Here is a 24,784-nt window from a genome sequence, read left to right on the forward strand (position 1 = left end):
TTGCTCTTGCATGCTGGCTTCTGAACTGGGTTTGCGCGTTGCCATTAAATATCCGCCTCTACTTCATTGCCACGCTCTTCAAGCCAATCCCGCCTTGCACCGGATTCGGATTTACCCATCAGCATGTCCATGGTTTTAAATGTATCTTGCTCACTTAATGCGCCCAAGGTAACTGGGAGTAAGCGGCGCGTATCGGGATTAAGCGTGGTATCCCACAATTGCTCGGCACTCATTTCGCCAAGACCCTTAAAGCGGGAAATTTGCCAGGCATTGTCACGAACACCATCTTTACGTAACTTATCTTCGATCGCATTGAGCTCGCTGGCATCCAGGGCATAAATCTTTTGCGCTGGCTTTTTACCGCGCGCAGGTGCGTCAACCCGAAAGAGTGGTGGCCGAGCGATATACACATGCCCTGCATCCAGCAGCTTTGGAAAGTGTTTATAGAACAAGGTGAGCAATAAAACTTGGATGTGCGAACCATCCACGTCGGCATCCGACAGAATGCAGATCTTGCCGTAGCGTAAATTAGATAAGTCAGGCGTGTCATTCAGGCCATGGGGATCAACACCAATCGCTACCGCAATATCGTGCACTTCGTTATTAGCAAACAGGCGGTCTCGCTCTGCTTCCCAGGTATTGAGAACCTTGCCGCGCAGCGGCAATATCGCCTGGTACTCTTTATTACGACCCATTTTGGCTGAACCCCCGGCAGAGTCACCCTCAACTAAAAAGAGTTCATTCATGGCAACGTCTTGACTCTCGCAATCCGTTAGCTTGCCTGGCAGTACCGCAACGCCGGAAGATTTTTTCTTTTCAACTTTTTGTCCAGCACGGGTGCGGGCTTGCGCTTGTTTGATGACCAGTTCAGCTAATTTGCGACCATAGTCGACGTGCTGGTTGAGCCAAAGCTCAAGTGCGGATTTGGAAAAACCAGAAACCAAACGCACGGCATCGCGTGAGTTCAGACGCTCTTTAATTTGCCCCTGAAACTGGGGATCGAGTACTTTGGCAGACAAAATAAAGGAAGCGCGTGCAAAGACATCCTCAGGCATTAACTTCACGCCCTTAGGTTGCAAGGCATGCATTTCAATAAAGCCTTTAACCGCGTTGAAGAGGCCTTCACGCAGACCGCTTTCATGAGTACCGCCGGCAGGAGTCGGAATTAAATTCACATAACTTTCGCGAACGGGTGGGCCATCCTCGGTCCAGGTCACTACCCAAGCAGCGCCCTCGCCTTCAGCAAAGGTATCTTCATCGGCATTACCAGTAGCGTATTGCTCGGCTTCAAATGCGGGAATCACTTCAGCGCTGTGACCCGCCTGAGCCAAGGCTTCATTCAGGTAGCCACGCAAGCCCTGCGCGTATTGCCAGGATTGCGTCTCGCCACTTTTTTCTTGGATCAAGGTGACTTTGACGCCAGGCAGTAGCACCGCTTTGGAGCGCAGTAGGCGAATCAGATCCGCCATCGGGATGGCAGCACTGTCAAAATATTTGCCATCGGGCCATGCCCGGACACGCGTACCGTGGGCTTTATCGCCCTTATCGGCCGGTCTGGTTTTGAGTTTCTCGATGACATTGCCATCGGCAAAACTCAAGGTAGACATTTGGCCCTCACGCCATACCGTGACATCCAGGCGCTTCGAAAGAGCATTCGTTACCGACACGCCAACGCCGTGCAAACCGCCGGAGAAGGCATACGCCCCGCCGCTGCCTTTTTCAAACTTGCCACCCGCGTGCAGCTGGGTAAAGACAATTTGCACCACGGGTAATTTTTCGGTGGGGTGCATGCCCACCGGAATGCCGCGGCCATCATCCTCAATGCTGACGCTGCCATCGGCATGCAAGGTCACCATGATTTGCTTGCCAAAGCCGCCCAGCGCCTCATCGGATGCGTTATCCAGCACTTCTTGGATGATGTGGAGGGGGTTATCGGTCCTGGTGTACATCCCAGGGCGCTGACGGACGGGCTCAAGTCCTTTGAGAACTTGAATCGACGATTCGCTGTATTCGGAGGTTTTACGGGTTGCCATGCGCAGAAATTGTAGCCATGTCTGGGATTCGCTTCTTTTTTTACCGTTGCGCGGGCTTCGCTTGCGCATTTTGAGGCGATCTTGGGCACTTGCGCGCGATTATTTGGCCATTCATGCCAAAATTGGGCCATGGGTGCACTTAGTCATATTCGAGTTTTAGATCTCAGCCGAGTTCTTGCGGGCCCTTGGTGCGCCCAAAATTTAGCCGATTTAGGCGCTGACGTGATCAAAGTCGAGCGCCCTGATGTTGGCGACGATACCCGCCATTGGGGGCCTCCGTTTGCGCAAAACCCGCAAGGTGAAGATACGGCGGAAGCCGCTTACTTCATTTCGATCAATCGCAATAAACGCTCGATTACCGTCGATATCAGCACGCCCGAGGGTCAAGACATCATTCGCAAACTCGCTGCCGAATCCGATGTCGTGATTGAAAACTACAAGGTGGGCCAGTTAAAAAAATATGGGCTGGATTACGACACCCTCGCCTTACTAAAACCCGATCTGATTTATTGCTCCGTCACCGGTTTTGGTCAAACTGGCCCCTATGCTCAGCGCCCTGGCTACGACTTCATTATTCAAGGCTTAGGCGGCTTCATGAGTGTCACGGGTGAAGCAGATGATTTACCGGGTGGTGGACCGCAAAAGGCTGGGGTTGCGATTGTCGATTTATTTACCGGCATGTATGCCAGCTCAGCCATTCTGGCTGCGGTGATCCATCGTGACCGCACTGGTACGGGTCAATACATCGACATGGCTTTACTCGATACCCAAATTGCGGTCATGGCCAATATCTCGAGCAATTATTTGTGCACCGGAACTGCGCCGCGACGCTGGGGCAATGCCCACCCCAATATCGTTCCGTATCAAACTTTCCCTACCTCCGATGGCTGGATGATCATCGCCGTTGGTAATGACAGTCAGTTTCGTCAGTTTGTAAAAGCGGGTGGGCAAGAACAGCTGGCAGACGATGTCCGCTTTGCCGACAATCCATCGCGCGTTGCACACCGCTCTATTTTGGTTCCCTTGCTGACAGAGATGACGAAGACCAAAACCAAGAACGATTGGATCACCACCCTCGAAAAAGCCAACGTGCCCTGCGGACCGATCAATGATTTGAAAGAAGTATTTGCCAATGAGCAAGTGGTCTCCCGCCAGGTTGAACTGCAAGTGCCTCACCCTACTGCCGGCACCATGAAATTAGTTGCGAGCCCCATGAAGTTATCGGCAACGCCGGTTGAGGTACGTATGCCGCCACCGACATTAGGTCAGCATACCGACGAGGTGCTGCGCGAACGCCTTGGCCTGAGCGCTGAAGCGATTTCAGCACTGCGCCAAAAGCACGCCATCTAAGCTCCCCATCGCATGGCAAGCACGCAATCCAAAGCCATTATCCCGCTGAAACACCTCCTTATTTATGGTGGCCTTTTAGTCACCCTGTCGATGGGCATTCGCCATGGCTTTGGTTTATTTAACCTCCCCATTACTGCCGCCAATGGTTGGGATCGCGAAACCTTTGCGCTCACGATTGCCCTGCAAAATTTAGTTTGGGGAGCGTTGCAGCCGGTTACTGGGGCTCTCGCCGATCGCTTCGGCGCTTTTCGCATCATGATGGCTGGCGGCATCCTCTATGCTTTGGGTTTGGTGGGCATGGGCCTTTCAACCGACATTCTTCCGTTTACCGTGGCGGGCGGTCTTTTAATTGGCTTAGCCCAAACCGCCACCACCTACAGTGTCGTCTATGGAATTTTGGGCCGCAATGTAGCCGCTGAGAAACGGGTTTGGGCAATGGGGGTTGCAGCAGCAGCTGGGTCCTTTGGCCAGTTCCTGATGATTCCGGTGGAGCAAGGGTTAATTAGCCACTTTGGTGCAAGCGACGCACTCCTGCTGCTCGGTTTAATGGCGACTTTAATGTTGCCCATTGCCTTTCAACTCAAAGAGCCTGCAGGATCAAGCCAATTGCAGTTAGGCAATCAAACCATTGCAGAGGCGCTGGGCGAAGCCATGCATAACCGCAGCTTTCAGTTACTCACATTGGGTTATTTTGTCTGCGGCTTCCAGGTCGTATTTATATCGGTGCACTTGGCGCCTTACCTTAGCGATCTATCTAAGGCAGTCCCCGCGGTTGGCTCTCCCGCGGTTGCCAGCACAGCACTCGCCTTGATTGGGCTCTTTAATGTATTCGGTACCTTTTATGCGGGCGTTTTGGGTCAGCGCTTTCCAAAACGGTATTTACTATCCGGCATCTATGCGAGCCGCGCTATTGCGATCGCGCTCTTTGTTTTTATGCCAATCACGCCATTCTCAACCTATCTGTTTGCAGCGGTGATGGGATTTCTTTGGCTCTCGACTGTACCCCTCACCAATGCCATCGTGGCACAGATTTTTGGTGTGAAGTATTTGAGTATGTTGTCTGGCCTTGTGTTCTTTTCGCACCAAGTAGGGAGTTTTTGCGGCGCTTATTTCGGCGGCCTTTTGTATGATCGCAGCGGCACCTATGAAGTGGTGTGGATGATTGCGATTGCGCTAGGTATTTTTGCCGCACTCATTAACTTACCAATCCAAGAGCGTGGCCTTGGGCGACTGCAGTCTACCTAAGCGCTTACCCACCAAGACGGCCCGTCTGAGTACAATCATTTATGCGCACCCTTTTTAGCACGCCAGTCCGCAAGCCAAGGTGGCAAAGTTTTGCCGCGGCAATGCTATGCGGTCTTGTTTTAGCCTTGACCTTTATGGCTTACTTTGCACCCGACCTCATGGTTGCCTTAACCAATACCGTTTGGGCGCTGTGCGGCTTTTAGATGCAAGTGATTGAATCGCATTACTCGCCGTAGCACAATGGATAGTGCACATGCCTCCTAAGCGTGGGATACAGGTTCGATTCCTGTCGGCGGGACCACGGTCCACACACTTCACTCTAAGTGGTTCGCATATTTTTACTTCTCAAATGATTTAAAAAGTCAATCGGATTATTTACTCAAAAAGTTATCCACAGCGAATGTGGATAAATTACAGAAAGTGTTGCTAAGTGTTGAATTTTTATAGGCCGATCTGGAGTGCTTAAAAAATAAGCAGCGTTTATTCGGCGGTTTTTTGTTTTGTTTCACCATTGACTTTTGTTTTTTTAATCTAGTCGTTCCGTATTAGCGATCATCGCAATACCAATTCATGACTTAAAAAAACGGTCTGCATTTCATCCCCTGCCTTCGCACGAATGGATTTCTCGTACACTTAATCACCATGAATGCACTTACGCCCAGCACCCGCGCCGCCCTAGAAGAAATGCTCCAAAATACGGCGCGCTCGGTTCCGTCGGAATACGTGCCCATTTTTCTTGCAATTCCATCAGGCAATCAAGCTGGTCAAACGGTAGGCCATCTGCACTTGGATTTTTTTACTTTTTTAAAGCAATCCCTGACCACCAGTCCGATCGCCGGGGTGCACATCGAGCCACATCGCGTGCTGCTTGATGGCTCTCGTCCTGCCTTGCTCAGCCAAACCATGCGGGCCTTGGCCGATCGCATGCGCCAAAGGGGGTTTATTCCCGGCTGGCGTAACGAAGAATTTGCCTTTATTGATGCGCAAGGGCATGCCTTATTTCAAGTAGAGCGGGCTGCTTTTCGTACATTTGGATTCAAGAGCATGGCTAGCCACATCAACGGCTTTACCGAACATGGCCAAATCTGGCTGGGTCGCCGCAGTGAAAACAAGCAAATTGACCCTGGAAAACTAGATAACTTGAGTGCTGGCGGCATTTCAGCAGATGAAACCCCCTGGGTTTGCGCCTCCCGTGAGCTTTGGGAGGAAGCTGGCGTCCCCAAAGCCATTGCGAGCGAGATTCAGCCCGCAGGCCGTATAGAGATGCGTAGGCCTACCCCGCCCTTGGGATTCCATGCGGAATCGCTATTTGTCTATGATTTAGTGCTGCCAAGCAATCTATTGCCCACCAACCGGGATGGCGAGGTCGCTGGCTTTATTGCGGTTTCCTATGCAGAGGCGGCTGCCCGGATCTTAGCCGATGAATTTACTGCCGATGCTGCCCTGGTCACCGCTGATTTTATTTTGCGGCGCAGCATTATTTAAGTTTGACTCAGGTCAGGACACTTGTCCTCGAATCATGGTTAAATATAAATAAGGATGAAACAGGGGTGCCCTCCGTAATTGGTGGCGCTGAGAAAGACCCTATTACCCGATCCAGATAATGCTGGCGTGGGGAGTATCATCAAAACCGGTACCCGGTTTCGTCCATCGAATAATCAGTTAGGAGATGGATATGAGCACAGCAGACGTAAAAACAAAACCCGCAAAACCAGAGATCCCCACCCTCAAAAGCCTTGAGCGTGACTTTGGGCAAAAGTTTGCGTATCCCGCTTCAACCAAGACGTACTTAGAGGGCTCGCGCGCAGACATCAAGGCACCGATTCGCATGATTGAGCAATTGGCTACCGCGGTTGGTAAAGAGATGGTTCCCAATCCACCTGTGCCTGTCTACGACACTTCGGGTCCCTACAGTGATCCGGATATTGTGATTAACCTAGAAAAAGGCTTGCCAAAACTGCGTGCCAATTGGATTGCAGAACGGGGTGATACCGAGCAATTAGCTGGCCCTACTTCAGAGTATGGTGTCGCGCGCTCCAAAGATGCTGCTACCCAACACCTGCGCTTTGCCCACATCGGCGCGCCGCGCGTAGCGAAGTCTGGCGCTAACGTTAGTCAAATGCATTACGCCCGCCAAGGCATCATTACACCTGAGATGGAATACGTTGCCTTGCGTGAGTCGATGGGTCTGGAGCAATTACGCAAAGACCCTCGTTACACCCAATTGCTCAAGCAACATCCTGGTAAAGGCTATGGCGCGAACTTACCAGAGATCGTGACCCCTGAATTTGTTCGCCAAGAAATTGCTGCCGGTCGTGCGATTATTCCAGCCAACATTAATCACCCCGAATTAGAGCCGATGATTATTGGCCGCAACTTCCGCGTCAAGATTAACGGTAACTTAGGTAACTCTGCCGTCACTTCCTCGATTAATGAAGAGGTCGAAAAGATGGTGTGGTCGATTCGTTGGGGTGCAGACACCATCATGGATCTCTCCACTGGTAAACACATCCACGAAACTCGCGAATGGATTATTCGCAATTCCCCTGTACCGATTGGTACGGTACCGATTTATCAGGCCCTGGATAAAACCGGCGGCATCGCCGAAGACCTTACCTGGGAAATGTTCCGTGACACCTTGGTAGAGCAAGCTGAACAAGGCGTGGATTACTTCACCATTCATGCTGGGGTCTTACTCCGTTACGTTCCGCTCACAGCCGATCGCATCACTGGCATTGTGTCGCGCGGTGGCTCGATCATGGCGAAATGGTGCCTCGCTCACCACAAAGAGAATTTCCTCTACACCAAGTTCGATGAAATTTGCGAGATCATGAAGGCCTATGACGTGTCCTTTAGCTTAGGCGATGGTTTACGTCCAGGCTGTATTGCGGACTCCAATGATGCGGCCCAGTTTGGTGAATTGCATACCTTGGGCGAGCTCACTGCGAAAGCCTGGAAGCACGACGTTCAGGTCATGATCGAAGGCCCCGGCCATGTTCCGATGCAGCGCATTGAAGAGAATATGACTGAAGAGCTCAAGCATTGCTTAGAGGCGCCCTTTTATACCCTTGGACCACTGATTACCGATATTGCACCAGGCTATGACCACATTACCAGCGGCATTGGCGCAGCGCAAATTGGTTGGTACGGCACAGCGATGCTTTGCTACGTCACACCGAAAGAGCATTTGGGTTTACCAGATAAAGAAGATGTGCGCGAAGGGATCATTACCTACAAGATTGCAGCGCATGGCGCAGACTTAGCCAAAGGCTTGCCCGGCGCTCAAGTTCGCGATAACGCACTATCAAAAGCGCGCTTTGAGTTCCGCTGGGAAGATCAGTTCAATTTAGGCCTCGATCCGGAGCGTGCGCGTGAGTATCACGACGCCACCTTGCCTGCGGAAGGAGCCAAGATTGCCCACTTCTGCTCGATGTGCGGTCCGAAGTTCTGCTCAATGAAGATCACTCAAGAGGTGCGTGACTACGCTGCTACTTTAGATGCCAATGGCAATCCAAAAGTAGTGGAGGCAGTCAAAGGCATGGAAGAAAAGTCGATTGAGTTCCGCAAACGCGGTAGCGAGATTTACCAATAAGGCATTGGCTGTACACACCATGCTCGTTGACCAGAGTCCATCTTTTGCTGGCAAGCGAATAGCCATCGTCGGGGCTGGCCTCATCGGCCGGATGATGGCTTACGCCCTAGCAAAAGGGGGTGCGGATGTATCACTCTATGACCGCGGCGGAACGGATGGCGAGCATGCTGCTGCAACCATTGCGGCAGCAATGCTGGCTCCACTTGCAGAGTCTGCAATCACCGAGGCCAATGTGGTGCAAATGGGCATGTACAGCTTACCGCGCTGGCAAGCCCTCACAGCCGAACTCAGTCTTCCGGTTTTTTTTCAGCAAGAAGGGACGGTGTTTGTTTGGCACCAACAAGATGCTATCGAAGCCAAACGTCTTAGCTCGCAACTCATCCGTAATTGCCGTGAGAGTCAGCAGCCGGGTGCTTCCGCCTTTCCGCTAGAGCAGCCACAACAACTCGATCGTCACTCCCTAGAAGGACTTGAGCCCAGCCTAGCCGACCGCTTTCATCAGGGTTTGTTTTTGCCGCACGAAGGCCAACTCGATAATCGGCAACTGCTGGTCTCCTTATTGCATGCACTCGGTGCCATGCAAGTGAAGCTGCATTGGAATCAGGCAATCGATCCCGATGATTTGCATCGCCAAGGAAAGCATGACTGGGTGATTGATTGCCGCGGCCTAGGTGCAAAAGAGGCTTGGGAATCGAATCCCTTGCGCGGCATCCGCGGCGAAGTGATTCGACTGCATGCGCCTGAAGTCAAACTCAAGCGCCCTACTCGGCTCATTCACCCACGTTACCCCATTTACATTGCTCCTAAAGAGGATGATATGTATGTGGTTGGTGCTACTGAAATTGAATCCGAAGACTTATCGCCCACCAGCGTTCGCTCGGCAATGGAATTACTCAGTGCGGTCTATACCGTGCACAGCGGTTTTGCTGAAGCACGTATTCTGGAAATGAGTACGCAATGCCGCCCCACCCTCAAAGATAATTTGCCTGAGATTCGAGTCAGCAAGCCTGGGCTGATGTTAATTAATGGTTTGTATCGGCATGGCTTCTTAATTGCGCCCGCAGTAATGGATTGCGCTATTGAGCTACTGAGGTCTTCGGCAGACCAGTCGTCTGCCAGTAGTGCATTAGCCAAGCGCCTCGATTTGCGGGTGACGCAGGACCCCCAACGTGAGTTACTCGCATGCGCATCATAGCCAATCAAATTCCGCGCGAGCTACCCAGCAATAGCCGCATTACCGATCTCTTGGTGATGATTGAGGCAAAGCCGCCCTATGCGGTTGCTGTTAATTTGCAATTTGTGCCTAAGACGCGCCATGCGGAATATATCCTGCAGGACAACGATCAGGTTGAAATCATCGCTCCGGTCACCGGCGGTTAATCTACCTTCGACAATACATCTGTTCCCATGACGACTTCACTTCCCCTTTCTACCAGCGATGCATTGGTTCTCTATGGCGAGACCTTTGCAAGTCGCTTGCTCCTTGGTACCTCACGCTATCCATCGCCGCAAATTCTGGAAAATGCGGTTGCACTAGCAAAGCCCGGAATGATCACTGTGAGCCTCAGGCGCCAAGGTACTTCAACTACCGAAGCGCACAGTGGCTTTTGGGATTTACTGAAAAAAATGGCTGTCCCCGTTTTGCCAAATACCGCTGGCTGCCATAGCCCACAAGAAGTCATTACGACAGCGCAGATGGCCCGTGAAGTATTTGAGACTGACTGGATTAAGCTCGAATTAATTGGTGATGATTACACCCTGCAGCCCGATACCTTGCGTTTAGTTCAAACTGCTGAAACCCTGATTAAAGATGGCTTCAAGGTCTTGCCCTACTGCACCGAGGATTTAATCCTCTGTCAACGCTTAGTAGACGTTGGCTGCCAAGCAGTGATGCCCTGGGCAGCGCCCATTGGAACTGGGCAAGGGCCACTTAATCCCTATGCCATGAAACTCTTGCGTGAGCGCTTGCAGGTGCCGCTCTTGGTGGATGCCGGTCTTGGCCTACCATCCCATGCCTGCACTGTCATGGAGTGGGGCTTTGATGGTGTTTTGCTCAACACCGCCGTAGCCTTGGCCGATAATCCAGTAGCAATGGCGACGGCGTTTGCAAAAGCCGTCGATGCCGGTCGGGCAGCCTATTTATCTGGTGCCATGCAGGCGCAGAATTCAGCGCAGGCGAGCACCCCCTTGGTTGGCACCCCGTTTTGGCATCAGACCTCATGAGTCTGATTCGCGATCTTGCGGAGCAAATCATCGCCTGCCATCGGCAAGATGATCTCGCCATTCCTGTTCCTGAATCCAGCATCAATCAACTGCCACCTGCATTAGATAATACGCACGCTGGCGATCATTACGAACTAGCTGGCGCTCTGGCTGCAATCCAGATGGGGTTTATTCAAACCGATGCACAGGTCTTAGGTAAAGCGTGGTCACGCATGGCGCACCATGCGGGCGGCTTTCATCCGGCGAGCTGGCCAAGCCTGCCCGACTACTTTGACTTAATGCCAACGCCGCACCAGGCGCATTCCAAAGCCTTTCCTGCATGCCCTCATGCACTCGGACTATATGCTGTATTGCCCAATGCCGAATGGGTTAAGCGCATGGTCGATGCCGAAGTGCCGACAGTTCAGTTGCGCTATAAAGCCGAAGGCACCCTTGACCGCGGACGCCTCATAGCAGAAATCAATGCTGCCGTTGCTGCCGTCAAAGGAAGTAAGACCCTTCTGTTTATTAATGACTATTGGCAAGAAGCGATTGATGCAGGCGCTTATGGCGTTCACTTAGGTCAAGAAGACCTGGCACTGGCTGATTTGGATGCCATTCGTAAAGCCGGTTTACGTTTGGGTTTGAGTACGCATGGCTATGCTGAAATGGTGTACGCCGACTCATTTTTACCGAGTTACATTGCGATGGGCGCCGTCTTTCCAACGCAGTTAAAGAAGATGCCTACTGCTCCGCAGGGACTCGGGCGACTGCGCAAGTATGCCCAGCTCATGCGCCACTATCCCCTGGTTGGTATTGGCGGCATTAATGAAAACACCATTCAAGCGGTAGCGCAAACCGGTGTGGGTTCCGTTGCGGTAGTGCGGGCAATTACAGGGTCAGACGATCCAGAGGCTGCAGTAAAGCGACTAAGTCAGCTAATGCGCTTGGATCACTGATATATTTATTACTTATAAAATTCCTACAATATTTATTAATTAATAAAAATGACTTTAGTCTATTTTTTCTAAATTAAGTCTATAAAAAACCCTATTTTAAGGGTAAATACTAATTAAAGAAGTGCTGAAGCACATCATAATGTGCGGTCAACTTAATCCAATGGCGCCCTATAAAGCCATTGATAAACCAAAAAGACTGCATGACAAATAATGAACCCATTGCTATTGCTATCGTTGGCGGCGGAGCTGCTGGCACAGCCAACGGGTACTGCAAAATTTTGCTTCAAAAAATGGCTGCGCAAAAGAAATCTTATCCATGGTTCGCAAACTGACAAACAGACAGTTGCCCATGAATAAGATAGAAAAACACGTAGTGAGCAATCCCCGATTACTAGTTTTTCTACTCACATTACTAGTAATACTGCCAATGCTGGCTACAGACGTTTATCTACCAGCACTCCCCTTTCTTCAGGAAAGTTTATCGACGAATCAAGCCAATGTGATGCTGACTCTCACAGCCTATATGATCGGCTACTCTAGCAGCCTCATGATTTCTGGAGTTATTTCAGATCGATATGGCAGGCGACCAATCATTCTTGCTGGGATTGCTATTTTTGCAGCAGCCTCTGTTGCCTCTATTTTTATAGAGTCAATAGGCGGTTTAGTATTACTGCGATTCATTCAGGCCTTTGGAGGTGGATCTGCAACGTTACTGGCCCGTGTTGTAGTTCGCGATTTATTTGACTGTAATGATCAGGTTCGAATACTGAGCTATCTTTCAGCCGGCCTAGCTCTATCGCCGACTGCAGGTCCAATTCTTGGAGGAATGCTGGTAGAAAGTGTTGGCTGGCGCGGCACATTTGTCTTTATTGCAGCATTTTCGCTAATCTTATTTACACTTGCCTTTTTGCTTTTGAGGGAGTCTCATACTCATTGCAAAAACAAGTTGAGTCTTTTGGATACGCTTATAGAGCTGAGATTACTTGGTACGCATCGGGAATTTATTGCCTACACTCTAATTATTAGCTTGGCATGGTCCATTTATTTTTCATTCATAGCATCATCATCATTTTTATTGCAGCAGTATTTTGACTTAGGGCCAGTTGCTTATGGTTTTTCATTTTCTGCAGTTATTATTGGCTATATTGCGGGAACAGTATTTACACGTAAACGTGGTGCACATACATCACTTGACAGCCTAATACGGCGAGCAAGCATCTTGGTTTTATTGGCATCCAGCCTAATGCTGCTTTTTTCGGCATTAGAGGTAATCAATTTATTCTTCTTGCTACTTTTAGTTGCCGTTATCCTTTTTGGAGTTGGGGCTATATTTCCGGCGACGCAGGTTGCAGTAATGCGCCCATTTAAGTCAAATTTTGGCCTTGTAGCCGGCAGTTTTTACGCGTTTGAAATGTTTTTTGGAGCCATCACCGGGGGCATATTAGGCCTTTTTAAAAGCATTAGCCCATTAATTGCCTCCTGCATGATGGCAATTGCAGCACTGCTCATGTATGTAACTATTCGGATTATGTTGCCTCACAAATAAATGCCTACGGTGAACTTGATCAATGCCCTAAATCCAGATCGTCAAGTAATACCGTAGGATAAAAGGCATGCATATGCCATAGTGGTCCCGGGCCTACGCCAATACTCAGATAAACGCCCGCTTCCAATCCAGCCTCAACATAAGCAATTCCTTTTGCAACAGCATGACTAAGGTGATGACCATCTGCTAAATAGGTCGCAATTGCCGATGCAAGAGAGCAGCCAGTGCCATGGGTGTTGGGTGTATTGACACGGTAATGCAGGAGTTTTTTCTGTTCTAGGATTTTTTTGCCATCCCCATCGATTGCTCGCCACATCAAAAAATCCATTAGCTGCGTATGCTTTGCATCAAGGTGTCCGCCCTTAATCAATACCGCGGCTGGGCCCATTTCGATCAAATCCCGTGCCGCCTGCTCAAAGTCGGTAGGCTCTGAAATTGGGCGGCCAAGCAATATGGAGGCCTCTTCCATATTGGGTGTAATCACCGTTGCCAGCGGAAATAAAACCTCACGTATGGCGTGTGCAGTTGCATCGCCTCCTAAGCTTGCGCCCGATGTTGCCCGCAAGACAGGATCTAGCACAATGGTTTTGATTGCATGGCGACGCAGTGACGCAGCAACGCAGTGCACAATCTCCGGGCTGGAAAGCATGCCAATCTTCACTGCATCTACGCCGATGTCGCTGACTACCGCATCAATTTGCGCCTCAATTACATCCAGATCGATCCCCTGAATTTTAGTCACGCCAAGGGTGTTTTGCGCAGTGATTGCAGTCACCACTGTCATGCCGTATCCACCTAGGGCGGTAATCACCTTGAGATCCGCCTGCAGACCCGCTCCACCGCCGCTATCCGAGCCGGCAATCGTCAGTATTTTAGGAATGCGTACCGAGGTTTTTTTGCTGGTTTCCATGCTGCTATCTTAGTTCGAAATACGCTCTTTTGGTTTTAATGTTGCCGACAAGCCAATTCCGATCACAATCAATAAAAAGGCGTGTCCATGAAAGCCCTGAGGGGATTCTCCCAGAATCAACGTTGAGAGGATGGCAGTAAAAAGGGGTATGAAATTAGCAAAGAAGGCAGCAACCGTTGGCCCTGCTTTAGCAACGCCCAGACCCCAACAGCGGTATGCAATCAGGGATGGGCCAATGGCCACATACAAAATCAGCAGGCAGACCAACAGACTGGGCTCAAAATGCATATAACCGCCCTGCCACTCCACAACAGAAAATGCAGACGACCACAGTAGACCCACCAAAACCTGCGCTAATAAGAAATCATTCCAAGGCCAACGACGCTCGGAGCTATTTCCCGGCTTTGTCAGCATCCAGCTGTAAAACGCCCACAAAACCGTTGCCAAGACCATGAGTAAATCACCGTACACAAATTGGACTTGCAAAATGGCCAGCCAATCTCCTCTTGAAAGAACGATGCAAACCCCAAGGATGGAAATCAAGGCCCCGATCACTTGGTAGCCGCTAGGTCGATTGCCAAAAAATAAAGCGCCGATTAAGAGCATCCAAATGGGCATGCTTGCCCCGATTAAGGTCACATTAATGGGAGTAGATGTCTGAATCGCCAAATAGAGCAGCATGTTATAGCCGCCCACGCCGAATAAGCCCAGTAGCAAAAAGCGCTTTTTGTTTTTCCAAAGATCGCTATTGGCACGCAACACTGAGACACCGAATGGCAATAACACGGCCGCGGCCACCAAGCAGCGGACGGTACTCAGCAACAATGGGGATATCTCCCCAACGAGCAATCTCCCCACGACCGCATTACCAGCCCACAGTAAGGCAGCTAGGATTAGGTACAGGATTACTCGCAGGTCGATAAAGCGCATATTTAAGGCAAAAATGGAAGATGTTGTATGATATTGGCTTACGCAATTCCTCGATAGCTCAGTCGGTAGAGCGCCGGACTGTTAATCCGTAGGTCCCTGGTTCGAGCCCAGGTCGAGGAGCCAAATACATCAAAAGCCCCTTTTTAAAATAAGGGGCTTTTTCTTTTACATCTTTAATGTAATATTTACTTTACACAACTGATGTGAGGTAAAAATGATGACCGACACGACTTTTATCAGTCTTTACATCCTCTTTGGTGCTTGTTTTGGATTTGTAACGTTTTCACAGCGGCACTTGTTTAGCGAAGGGCCTCATACGGCAAAAGAGTTGGATGGGAACCCATTTTTTGAAAGTCGCATTTTTTGGGTCCTGCTTTGCGCGATGCTGTGGCCGATCATGGCACTCACCCGAATCCATACTGCCTGGTTACTGAAAAAACGCAGAAAGCTTGCTCAAAAAGCAGTTGCGCATTAATTCTTAGGAATCGTAGAAGCTAGTCTTTTTTTAGCCAGATACTATGCGCACTCTGCGAGCATCTTTCGCACCACTGTCTCTGCAATCAACATAACGGGGGCATTGGTGTTGCCAGAAGTAATGCAGGGCATAGCAGAGGCATCAATCACCCGCAACCGAGCTACACCCCTCACACGGCATTCTGAGTCAAGCACGGTATGGGGATTTTCTGCTTTGCCATGCTGATCTACCTTCCCCATGGCGCAGGTACTAACAGGATGAAAGATGGTGGTCCCTAAATTTCGGGCAGCCTCTTCTAAGTCCGCATCGCTTTGAATATCCGCTCCAGGCAATACCTCTTTTGGAGCAAAAGGCTGGAGTGCGGGGCTGGCCATAATCGTTCGAGTAAGCCTTAAGCTGGCAACAGCCACCGCCATATCATCGGCAGTAGATAAGTAGTTGCACTGAATCTGCGGATCTTGCAGAGCGTCGGGCGATACCGCCCTCACCCAGCCACGTGAGCTGGGGCGTAAATTGCATACGCTTGGCGTAATGGCATTAAATGGGTGCAGCGGCTCACCAAATTTAGGTAAAGATAGAGGCTGCACATGCCATTCAATATTGGCACTGGTTTGACTGGGGTCGCTTTTCGTAAAGGCACCCAAGGTAGATGGCGGCATCGTTAAGGGCCCAGTCCGCTTAAAGACATACTCTAGGCCCATACCAATTCGGGTTAGCCAATTCTTATAGAGTGTATTGACGGTTTTACAGTTGTCTACCTGATAAACCGTCCGAATTTGCAAATGATCTTGCAGATTTTCACCAACGCCAGGGAGCTCAACCTGCGTTTTAATGCCGATACTCTCCAGATGCGCTCTTGATCCAATCCCTGAAATCTGCATCAGGTGCGGCGATCCGATTGATCCAGCAGAGAGGATGACCTGATCTTGGGCTAAGGCCGTTTTGCGAACGCCATCGTGCAAAAAGTCCAAACCGTAGACTTCGGTTTGGGCGCCGTGCCAAGCCGATTGTGTGAAGCGATGTTGATTTAGGCTTGCATCGCTAATGGGGCGAAGTTTTAATTGCAACACCTGGGCTTTCGTCAGTATGGTGAGGTTCGGTCGTTGCCGAATGGGATGTAAGTAAGCATCGGCCATTGACCAACGCTCTCCTCGTTTTTGCGTCATCTGAAAGTAGGCGCAGCCCTCGTTATCACCCCGATTGAACTCCTCAATCTTGGGTATCCCTTGTTGATTAGCTGCCTCGCGCCACGCATCCAGAATGTCCCATTGCACACGAGGCCGCTCCACGCGCATCTCGCCAGAGTCGCCGTGCCATGCATTGGGGCCCGCATAGTAATCTTCGAGCGATTTATAGGTCTCAAGAGTTTGATCCCACTGCCATATCGGATCGCCCGTGAGCTCTGCCCAGCGCTCATAATCACTCGCCTGCCCGCGCATATAAATCATGGCGTTGATGGACGATGATCCGCCGATGCCCTTGCCTCTGGCGTAATGAATCGAACGCTGATTTAGACCCGGATCAGTCTCTGTCTTAAAACACCAATCGGTTCGTTGATTGTTAATCGTAAATAAATAACCAACAGGCACTTTGATCCAAAACCAATCATCCTCACCACCAGCCTCAAGTAATAACACCCGGTGTTTTGGGTCGGCAGATAGCCGGTTAGCCAAAAGGCAGCCCGCGCTGCCGGCACCGACAATAATGGTGTCAAATTCAAGAGAGGAAACCGATACACTCATTGATTGGTTTATTTGATGATGGACAAAAGGCTGCTGTAATCATCGCGCCATAAATTAAAGTCTTTTGGCGTATCAATTTCCTCGGCATTGACAAACTGGATCTCCCGGAAGGATTTTTTATCCTTACTAATCAGCGCCCACTCGGACCGGTAGCCCACTTTGGTTTCTGAGGCAGCAAAGCGCACCACCTTCACATCTTGATCAAAAGCATTCGTAGCGGTTTTGACTACGGGCTTTAAATCCAAAAAGCGATTGGTAATGTGCAGCGCTAGGATGCCATCGCTCTTTAGGTGCCTAAAGTAATGCGTAAAGGCTTCCTTGGTTAACAAATGAATCGGCACGGAATCGCCCGAGAAGGCATCAATCACGAGGACATCGAATTGCTGATTGGGCTCCTGCTCCAACTGCAAGCGCGCATCACCTAAGACATGCTGGATGCTGGCAGCACTATTGGATAAAAATGTAAAGTGCTTTTGAGCAGCGTCAATCACCTGCGGATTGATCTCATAAAAGCGATACACATCGCCCTTGCGTGCGTAGCCAGCTAGGGTGCCAACCCCGAGACCGACCACGCCCACTTTAATCGGCTCACTGGATTGGGACTTGATCACGATGGCCTGACCTACCCCACTCTCGCGCACATAATATGTCGTGGGCTCTTGGGCTTTAGCAGGATCCGTAAATTGACTGCCATGGCTAATCTGACCGTGCTGCATGGTTTTATAACCACGAGCCTCATCAACATAGACTTTGAGGGTGCCATAGAAATTACGTTGCGTTAACTCAATGCCAGCAATGTCATGCGAATGATCGTCAATCCGAATCACGCTAATGAGCACTAAAAAGGAAGCAATGCCAGCGGCAGCTGTAAGCTTAAGTTGCTTAGTTTTAAACCGTGTATTCGACAAAAACACTAGCGCAACCACAATGCCAGTTAATACGATGCCAACCGATAGTTCATAGTTTTCGGTAAACCAATATGGCGCAATGATGCCCACAAAGAAGCCGCCCATCACACCGCCAACGGCCAGCATCAAATAATAGGTAGTCAGGTAACGTGAATTTGGCTGCTGGGCTGCCAGCTCGCCATGGCAAACCATGCACACCACAAAGAATGAAAATAAATTAACCCCGGTCGAAATCATCACGGGCAGCTCATTTAAGCCAAGGGTGGGCAGATAAGCCAAGATAAATAGCGATGCAACAAGCAAGGGCAGGAAAAGCTTGCGCTTATACCAGCCACTCCCCTCAAAGCAGATAATGAAGGACAGCAGGTACAGGGCCAAAGGAGCAACCCAGATCATCGGAACTGGGGCAATGTTTTCAGTTAAGAAGCTGGTATCCGCCACCATCAGAATCGAAGGGCACGCTGCCAATAGGATCCAAGTAAGCAAATGGAGTGCAGTGGGTGCCGGCGAATTATCTTTTTCTGTCTCTACCAGGGCGACGCTATTGCGATTGCGCCATGCCAAGAGGCCGCAGGTCAAGACAAAAATGACATACAAGCCTGACCAGCAGTACGATTGCCACTGGGTTGGCAGCATGGGCTCAAAGGCAATTGGATAGGCCAATAAAGCCAGCATCGATCCAAAATTAGATAAAGCGAATAAGCGATATGGAATGCCGCCCGTGCGCTCCCGCGCAAACCAAGCCTGGATCAGCGGGCCGGTTGTCGATAGCACAAAGTAAGGCAAACCAATGGAAGCAAATAAGAGGCCCAAAATTTGCAAGGTGGGATTTTCACTACCGGTGGGCTTCCATAACTCACTAGCAGCTAGTGGCAGCAATGACAAACTAATTAATAGCAATGCGATGTGCAGCATGCTCTGCCGATACGGACTGAGCGCTTTCACAATCCAATGCGAATAGATATAGCCAAATAGCAAAGTGGCTTGGAAAAACAGCATGCAGGTCGTCCAAACCGATGCAGAGCCACCAAACCATGGCAGGATCATTTTTCCAATTAAGGGCTGAACCTGAAATAATAAAAATGCACTCAAAAAAATAGTGAGCCCGTATTGAAAAGTTAGCCGTACGTTGTATTTCATGTTGTTATGTTTTTGTGGTGGTTTGGTATTTTTTTAATGAAATGGCGTGGTATTGCGTTTCGTATTCTGCAGCAACCTGCGCCCATGGCCGCAGATATCCTGCCGCGGGTTGTGTACTCCGGAGCAATGCATCTCCGGCTTGAACCCATTCGCTGACTGAATTTTGGATAGATAGAACTGTTCCATGGCGCTCGGATACATCCACTGCTGCCCCGCAGGCATCCGATACCAATACCGGCACATGGCAGGCCATAGCCTCAGCAATGACCATGCCATAGGCTTCGCTGGAGGCTGGGTGAATAAGTAAATCGAGATCCTGAAAAAAAGACCCGCTGGATTGCCAGCCCAAAAACGCAATCGCGCCGGGATAATTGCGGCACTGATCCGCTACCTCCGCCTGCTCTGGCCCCAATACGACGAGCCGCAAATGAGGGCGTAGCTGTTGTAACTGCGTGGCGATTTGCATAAAAAGAGCAAAACCCTTACGACCCCACTCTTTTCCAATAAAACCAATCGTGCCGCCGTCCATGGGGACGATACGCTGTGGTCGTTGTGGCATGGCCATGACACCCGGAGAGATGGGGGAGACGATTTGATTGACCACCGAGGGGTAATACTTCGAAATCGCTTTGGCAATGACAGCGGACACGGGAACAATAGAAACAGCAGGATTTGGCGATACGCCAAGCTCACGCGCCTCCATCCGCAAATAAGCCCATACCCGAATCGATAGTCGACGCCAAATGGATTTCTCTTTTATTCCAGCAAACGGCATCGAATGAAAGGTGGTGAGATCGTGGCTAACCGAGCGCTCGTGGCTATGCACAATGCACTGACCTCGAATCGATTGAATCACCGCCTCCACTTTATTTGCAAAACGCCAATACAAAATCCAGCGTGGCTTTGGTGGCAACAAACCCGTCTCAATAACCTCAATATTGCAAGCGGCCGTTACTTCATGGGATTTTTCGCAAACGATGGTGACACGGTAATTGTGCTGCGCTAGCGCATGGCTTAAATGCCAAACATAAGACTCCATGCCGCCCACAGGACCCCAGTTGCGGACGACCTGAATAATATGCTGACCAGTAGGTGCTGGCTGGGGTGGATTAAGGCCGGTTTGCATGGCTCAGATCATACACTTTGAGGGTGCTAACCAAGCCATTCATACTTACTTGCAAAACTATCCCTTTAAGCCTCTACTATTAGGCCAAATGCCCTACCTTGACGTAAATAAGCGCACCCTCCTGCCGAGTAAATGGAGCATGTTTGCTGTACCGGGGGCTACGAATCCAGCTTCCCTTGGGATAGACTCCAAACTCGTCATGAAAGACGCCATCCAGGACATAAATTTCCTCGCCGCCCGGATGAACATGGGGGTTAAACACCGTATTGGGAGCCCAGCGCACTAAGGCCGTACTAATGCCCTGATGCTCATGCAGGGGCATCACTGATAGTCCAGGCACTAGCCCAGGATACCAATCGCTGGTTTTCGTATTGATACGAAGTTCCTGGCTATCCGCTCGCTCAAACTGCCGTAGCTTTACAAATAGGGTACAGCCAGCATTCGAAAAGGGGGTGTGATGGCTACCCGGCGGATTGCGTAAATACGTTCCCGCGGAATAATCACCCTTCTCGTCTGAAAAGCAGCCATCGAGCACCAAAATCTCTTCACCCCCATCATGGGTATGTTGTTCAAATGATGTATTAGGCTCGTATCGCACAATCGAGCTTGCGCGTGCGACCTCATCGCCCACACGATCGAGGTATTTACGCCTCACTCCAGCGACGGGTGACGCTTGCCATACCAGTTCATCCGCATGCAAAACAATGCGCTCGGCAAAATCACTGTGGATATTCATCCCATAAGAATAAATCAAAGTAATCAGCCCGTAAGAAGATCGTTACAATTCAGCGATGAATAGCCTGAATCCCCCTACCCAAAAGGCCAAAGAAGGTCTACGTCACCGGATCAAGGATGAATTTGTTCAAGCTGCACTCTTGACTCTGTATTTTGCTACCTGGTTTTGTGCAATCGCCTTTTTTTCGTTTGCGCTCCTGCGGGAGGCGGCAATACCAATTACCCCGTTTGGGCTTGCCATTATTAAAGCGGCTTTATGCGCTAAATTCATGATGATCAGCAAAGCAATATTTCCATTACGCGTGGATACCAATCGCGGCCTCATTAAATCCATCGTCTGGCACTCCATAGCCTACCTTGGCATTGTGCTCGCACTGAGTTTTGCCGAGGCAGGAATTGATGGACTTTTGCATGGCAAATCATTTTTAGAGTCCATATCGTCATTTGGACACGGCGACCCAATTTACATTGCAGCACTAGCGTTGATGTATTGGCTGATTCTCTGGCCTTACTTGATTTTCTTAGGATTACAACAATCGATTGGCAATCAAGCCGTTGCTGCCATTTTATTTGGTTCTAAACCAAAGTAATACGCGTTAAAGCAACGTTCAGTATCCGCCCTCTCCTTTATTGCCCCTTTAAAAGAAATCAGGATCGCATAGCGATCCTGATTTTCCTGATACGTTACCCCGAGAGTATTACGTCACCAACCAATCGTCTTAGGTAGCCACAATGAAATCTGTGGGTAATAGAACACCAAGAACAAAGCAACGCCCTGCATAAAGATAAATGGAATGACGCCTTTATATAGATGCTTGATCTTCACCTCCGGTGGCGCCACCCCTTTTAAATAAAACAGGGCCCAGCCGAATGGTGGCGTTAGGAACGATGACTGTAAACATACCGTGATCATCATGGCAATCCAGACAGGATCAGCACCTTGCGCTATGAGTACTGGCAAGAAAAGTGGAACGGCGATATAGCTAATCTCAATCCACTCAATGAAGAAACCCAGAATAAAAATCAGCAGCAACATAAACCAAATATCGCTATTAACGCCGCCTGGAATCACCTCAAACATGCCGGCAATCAGTTCCTCACCATTGAGGCCGCGAAATGACAGTGCAAACACTTGAGCGCAAATCAGAATGAACATCATGATGGCACTAATTTTGGTTGTATCCAGCGCAACCAATTTCAGCTTTGCCCATGAAAAGCGTCCAGAGAAAATGGTGACGATAACGCCGCCAATGGCGCCCATCGCTGCCGCTTCGGTTGGGGCAGCTATACCCGCAACGATTGAGCCTAATACGGCGACGACCAACATAATGGGAGGAACCACCACCTTCCAAAAGCGGATGGTGAGCTCCTTACCGGAAACCCGGCTACGCTCTTCCTTGGGAATGGGAGGCATTAAGTCGGGCTTAAGCCATCCCAGAATCAGAATGAAAACGATATAGACCACCACCAACATCATTCCAGGTCCTACTGCGGCTGCAAATAGAGTTCCTACGGACAGTTGCATGATGTCGGAGAGCAAAATCAAAATCAAACTAGGTGGAATGATTTGCCCTAAAGTTCCGGACGCACAAATGGCGCCGCACGCAATACTTTTGTCATAGCCCCGCCGAATCAAGGTAGGTAAAGTTAATAATCCCAAGGTAATGACCGTTGCGCCAACGATACCCGTAGTAGCGCCCATTAATGCGCCAAACAGGATGATGCCAACCGCCATGCCGCCCTTAATACCGCCAGCAACGTGTCCGATTACGTCCAATAAATCATCCGCTAGTCCAGACTTTTCTAGCGTAATCCCCATAAAGATAAATAAGGGAATGGCAAGCCACTGATAACCTGCCACCACGCCAAAGACTCGCGCCGGCAAGAGGTTGAATAGGACTGGCCCAAAACCCAGATAACCGAATACAAAACCAACGGTTGCTAGGGAAATTGCTACTGGCACACCAATCATTAGCATGACAAAAAAGCCAATGAGCATAAAAATAGCCATGGTTTGCATCTCAAACATGATTGCCCTCGCCTTTTGTTTGGTAGTTCACAATCACGCGACAAAACTCACCCACACCTTGCAGTGCTAAAAGGGAGAAGCCAATCGGAATGAGCGCCTTCACCATCCAGCGGTATGGAATCCCCCCGGGGTCCGGCGACATTTCCCCAATCGAAAACGATTGGTTAACGTACTTAATGGAGAGCAATATAAAAAAGATTGCCACAATGACGGTTAATGTTGCTGACAAAAGGTCAACATATAACTTAGTTTTTGGTTTGTAGTTGGCATAAAACAAATCAACTCGGACATTGTCACCACGAAGCAATGCATGGCTCATGCCAAACAAAATTAATGCTGCTAAGAGGTGCCACTCCAGCTCCTGAGCCCAAACGGTTCCCAGACTCATGCTGTATCTCAATGTTACGTTGATGACTATCAAGACAACAATGGCTAGGGCCACGTACGACGTGGCCCTGCCAATGTGATCAAGTAAGCCTTCAATACGCGCTGCGATTGTATCTAAGGACTTTTGCACACGAATTCCTAACTCAAATAATTAAAAAACAAATTAGCCGCGAACTTTGTTGTGGTAAGTGGCCTCACTGTATGAAGCCCAAATGTCATAGTTCCGCTTAAACGCAAAATACGAGTCGTGCACTTTCTTTGTCATTGGATCAGCAGCTGCGGCGGCATCCAAAATCTTCTTCGTCTCTGTACGCATTGCAGCCACAACTGAATCCGGCAGTGGAAGCGCAGTAACTCCCTGCTTCTTAACCAAGTCCTCCATTGCTTCCGCATTGTTGCGCTGGCACCATGCCTCGCCAATGACATTACATGCGGCAGATGCGTTTTGTACTACTGCCTGGAGATCCTTTGGTAGCTTCTCCCATGCGGCCTTATTGATGAGAAGTTCAGAAGTGGTTGCGGGCTCATGCCATCCGGTGGTGTAGTAAAACTTGGCTGCTTTTTGCAAACCGAGACGACGGTCTTGGAATGGGCCAACGAACTCCGCTGCGTCAATAACGCCACGCTCTAGCGCAGGGAAAATCTCGCCGCCTGGGAGCACCTTCACGTCGACACCTAGATTAGCGTAGACCTTACCGGCCAGGCCAGGGATACGCATCTTCAGGCCCTTGAGGTCTGCAACGCTATTAATTTTCTTTTTAAACCAACCGGTCATTTGTACACCAGTATTACCGCAAGGCATAGCCACCATGCCAAATGGAGCATAGGTCTCATTCCAGAGATCAATACCGCCGCCGTCATACAGCCAGCCGTTCATACCTTGGAAATTCAGGCCAAAAGGTACAGCTGTGAAGTATTGGGCAGCGGCTGTTTTGCCAGTCCAAAAATAGCTATTGGCGTGATTCATTTCCACGGTGCCCGATCGCACCGCATCAAAACCCTCAAATGCTGGAATTAACTCACCCGCTCCAAAAACTTGAATCTTCAACCGGCCATTGGACATCTCGCCGATGCGCTTTGCTAGATCGGTAGCGCTTCCGGGGCCATCCATATAAAAAGGCGAGCCCTTAGGATAGGCGCTGGTCATTTTCCAGTTAAATGTTTGTGCTGATTGGGCTTGCACGATGGCTGGAGCACCTAAGGTAGCCCCAACAACACCTGCACCAATACCGGTACTAAGAAACTTACGGCGGTTTGATTCCATATTAAATCTCCTAAGAAGTTGAACTAAATTAAAAAATAATGTGATTAATATTGTGCGGTGCAACTAAAATATCGAAAATAAATGCTTCCAATTCAATTTAGTACAAACCCAACTTGTTCTAATCGGGATATTCCCTAGTTAGGTGCATTTATTGCACTATTTTGGTAGCGGATGTTGTTCATGCATCAATTTGGTGAATGCAACAATTTAA

23 protein-coding genes, 2 tRNA genes and 1 riboswitch are annotated in these 24,784 nt (G+C 49.7%); of the genes, 15 read left to right on the forward strand and 10 right to left on the reverse strand.

Going from position 1 to position 24,784, the window contains the following annotated elements; genetic code table 11:
* Positions 1-44: 44 nt before the first annotated feature.
* Positions 45-2,033, reverse strand: coding sequence for a DNA topoisomerase IV subunit B (locus Q8M75_RS00410; RefSeq protein ID WP_305484979.1), 1,989 nt, complete (start codon positions 2,031-2,033; stop codon positions 45-47).
* Positions 2,034-2,162: 129 nt separating this feature from the next.
* On the opposite strand from Q8M75_RS00410, the gene Q8M75_RS00415 reads away from it, so the two are divergent.
* From Q8M75_RS00415 to Q8M75_RS00470, 12 genes are all read left to right on the forward strand, one after another.
* Entirely contained in the window at positions 2,163-3,383 is a 1,221-nt protein-coding gene (locus tag Q8M75_RS00415; RefSeq protein ID WP_305484981.1) for a CaiB/BaiF CoA-transferase family protein, read from the forward strand.
* Positions 3,384-3,395: 12 nt separating this feature from the next.
* Entirely contained in the window at positions 3,396-4,628 is a 1,233-nt protein-coding gene (locus tag Q8M75_RS00420; protein WP_305484982.1) for an MFS transporter, read from the forward strand.
* A gap of 41 nt (positions 4,629-4,669) precedes the next feature.
* Complete coding sequence (locus Q8M75_RS00425) at positions 4,670-4,831, forward strand: hypothetical protein (RefSeq protein WP_305484984.1); 162 nt, start codon at positions 4,670-4,672, stop codon at positions 4,829-4,831.
* A 23-nt stretch (positions 4,832-4,854) separates the two neighbouring features.
* Positions 4,855-4,929, forward strand: a tRNA-Arg gene (locus Q8M75_RS00430).
* A 341-nt stretch (positions 4,930-5,270) separates the two neighbouring features.
* Positions 5,271-6,113: a DUF4743 domain-containing protein gene (locus Q8M75_RS00435; RefSeq protein WP_305484986.1), complete on the forward strand. Its 843-nt coding sequence runs from the start codon at positions 5,271-5,273 to the stop codon at positions 6,111-6,113.
* A gap of 51 nt (positions 6,114-6,164) precedes the next feature.
* Positions 6,165-6,263: riboswitch (TPP riboswitch) on the forward strand.
* Between the two features lie 40 nt (positions 6,264-6,303).
* Positions 6,304-8,220, forward strand: a complete 1,917-nt coding sequence (thiC, locus tag Q8M75_RS00440) for a phosphomethylpyrimidine synthase ThiC (protein WP_305484988.1) — start codon at positions 6,304-6,306, stop codon at positions 8,218-8,220.
* Positions 8,183-9,415 carry an FAD-dependent oxidoreductase gene (locus Q8M75_RS00445; protein ID WP_371131721.1) on the forward strand — a complete coding sequence of 411 codons (1,233 nt, stop codon included), beginning with the start codon at positions 8,183-8,185 and terminating at the stop codon, positions 9,413-9,415. The genes thiC and Q8M75_RS00445 overlap by 38 nt, the downstream gene beginning before the upstream one ends.
* Positions 9,403-9,600: a sulfur carrier protein ThiS gene (thiS, locus tag Q8M75_RS00450; protein WP_305484990.1), complete on the forward strand. Its 198-nt coding sequence runs from the start codon at positions 9,403-9,405 to the stop codon at positions 9,598-9,600. The genes Q8M75_RS00445 and thiS overlap by 13 nt, the downstream gene beginning before the upstream one ends.
* Before the next feature lie 27 nt (positions 9,601-9,627).
* A complete protein-coding gene (locus Q8M75_RS00455) occupies positions 9,628-10,443 on the forward strand; it encodes a thiazole synthase (protein ID WP_305484992.1) in 816 nt (271 codons plus the stop codon).
* On the forward strand, positions 10,440-11,381 hold the full coding sequence (locus Q8M75_RS00460; RefSeq protein WP_305484994.1) for a thiamine phosphate synthase: 942 nt from the start codon (positions 10,440-10,442) through the stop codon (positions 11,379-11,381). The genes Q8M75_RS00455 and Q8M75_RS00460 overlap by 4 nt, the downstream gene beginning before the upstream one ends.
* A gap of 200 nt (positions 11,382-11,581) precedes the next feature.
* Positions 11,582-11,713: a hypothetical protein gene (locus tag Q8M75_RS00465; RefSeq protein WP_305484996.1), complete on the forward strand. Its 132-nt coding sequence runs from the start codon at positions 11,582-11,584 to the stop codon at positions 11,711-11,713.
* Positions 11,714-11,730: 17 nt separating this feature from the next.
* A complete protein-coding gene (locus tag Q8M75_RS00470; protein WP_305484997.1) occupies positions 11,731-12,927 on the forward strand; it encodes a multidrug effflux MFS transporter in 1,197 nt (398 codons plus the stop codon).
* A 19-nt stretch (positions 12,928-12,946) separates the two neighbouring features.
* Here the strand turns inward: Q8M75_RS00470 and thiD are convergent, their stop codons facing one another.
* The gene (thiD, locus tag Q8M75_RS00475; RefSeq protein ID WP_305485000.1) at positions 12,947-13,837 is read right to left on the reverse strand and encodes a bifunctional hydroxymethylpyrimidine kinase/phosphomethylpyrimidine kinase; all 891 of its coding nucleotides are present in this window, start codon (positions 13,835-13,837) and stop codon (positions 12,947-12,949) included.
* Positions 13,838-13,846: 9 nt separating this feature from the next.
* A complete protein-coding gene (locus Q8M75_RS00480; protein ID WP_305485002.1) occupies positions 13,847-14,767 on the reverse strand; it encodes a DMT family transporter in 921 nt (306 codons plus the stop codon).
* 47 nt (positions 14,768-14,814) lie between these two features.
* On the opposite strand from Q8M75_RS00480, the gene Q8M75_RS00485 reads away from it, so the two are divergent.
* Both Q8M75_RS00485 and Q8M75_RS00490 read left to right on the forward strand, forming a co-directional pair.
* Positions 14,815-14,890, forward strand: a tRNA-Asn gene (locus Q8M75_RS00485).
* Positions 14,891-14,981: 91 nt separating this feature from the next.
* Complete coding sequence (locus Q8M75_RS00490; protein WP_305485003.1) at positions 14,982-15,242, forward strand: hypothetical protein; 261 nt, start codon at positions 14,982-14,984, stop codon at positions 15,240-15,242.
* Between the two features lie 41 nt (positions 15,243-15,283).
* Here Q8M75_RS00490 and Q8M75_RS00495 read toward each other — a convergent pair whose 3' ends face one another.
* The 4 genes from Q8M75_RS00495 to Q8M75_RS00510 all read right to left on the reverse strand — a co-directional run bounded on the left by Q8M75_RS00495 (position 15,284) and on the right by Q8M75_RS00510 (position 20,894).
* On the reverse strand, positions 15,284-16,984 hold the full coding sequence (locus Q8M75_RS00495; protein WP_305485006.1) for a GMC family oxidoreductase: 1,701 nt from the start codon (positions 16,982-16,984) through the stop codon (positions 15,284-15,286).
* Between the two features lie 8 nt (positions 16,985-16,992).
* On the reverse strand, positions 16,993-18,939 hold the full coding sequence (locus tag Q8M75_RS00500) for a spermidine synthase (protein WP_305485008.1): 1,947 nt from the start codon (positions 18,937-18,939) through the stop codon (positions 16,993-16,995).
* A 97-nt stretch (positions 18,940-19,036) separates the two neighbouring features.
* Positions 19,037-20,158 carry a glycosyltransferase family 4 protein gene (locus tag Q8M75_RS00505; RefSeq protein ID WP_305485011.1) on the reverse strand — a complete coding sequence of 374 codons (1,122 nt, stop codon included), beginning with the start codon at positions 20,156-20,158 and terminating at the stop codon, positions 19,037-19,039.
* Between the two features lie 79 nt (positions 20,159-20,237).
* On the reverse strand, positions 20,238-20,894 hold the full coding sequence (locus tag Q8M75_RS00510; protein ID WP_305485013.1) for a cupin domain-containing protein: 657 nt from the start codon (positions 20,892-20,894) through the stop codon (positions 20,238-20,240).
* A gap of 55 nt (positions 20,895-20,949) precedes the next feature.
* Here Q8M75_RS00510 and Q8M75_RS00515 point away from each other — a divergent pair, with 55 nt between their 5' ends.
* Positions 20,950-21,483 (forward strand): hypothetical protein, encoded by a 534-nt coding sequence (locus Q8M75_RS00515; RefSeq protein ID WP_305485016.1) that lies wholly within the window; start codon positions 20,950-20,952, stop codon positions 21,481-21,483.
* Between the two features lie 113 nt (positions 21,484-21,596).
* Here Q8M75_RS00515 and Q8M75_RS00520 read toward each other — a convergent pair whose 3' ends face one another.
* From Q8M75_RS00520 to Q8M75_RS00530, 3 genes are read right to left on the reverse strand one after another with little or no spacing between them, the layout of a single operon-like run.
* The gene (locus Q8M75_RS00520) at positions 21,597-22,922 is read right to left on the reverse strand and encodes a TRAP transporter large permease subunit (protein ID WP_305485019.1); all 1,326 of its coding nucleotides are present in this window, start codon (positions 22,920-22,922) and stop codon (positions 21,597-21,599) included.
* Entirely contained in the window at positions 22,915-23,439 is a 525-nt protein-coding gene (locus tag Q8M75_RS00525) for a TRAP transporter small permease subunit (RefSeq protein ID WP_305485022.1), read from the reverse strand. Before Q8M75_RS00525 ends, Q8M75_RS00520 begins: the two co-directional genes overlap by 8 nt.
* 33 nt (positions 23,440-23,472) lie before the next feature.
* Entirely contained in the window at positions 23,473-24,573 is a 1,101-nt protein-coding gene (locus tag Q8M75_RS00530) for a TRAP transporter substrate-binding protein (RefSeq protein WP_305485024.1), read from the reverse strand.
* Between the last annotated feature and the right edge of the window lie 211 nt (positions 24,574-24,784).

The sequence above is a fragment of the Polynucleobacter sp. genome, from assembly GCF_030693775.1.
Lineage (GTDB): Bacteria > Pseudomonadota > Gammaproteobacteria > Burkholderiales > Burkholderiaceae > Polynucleobacter.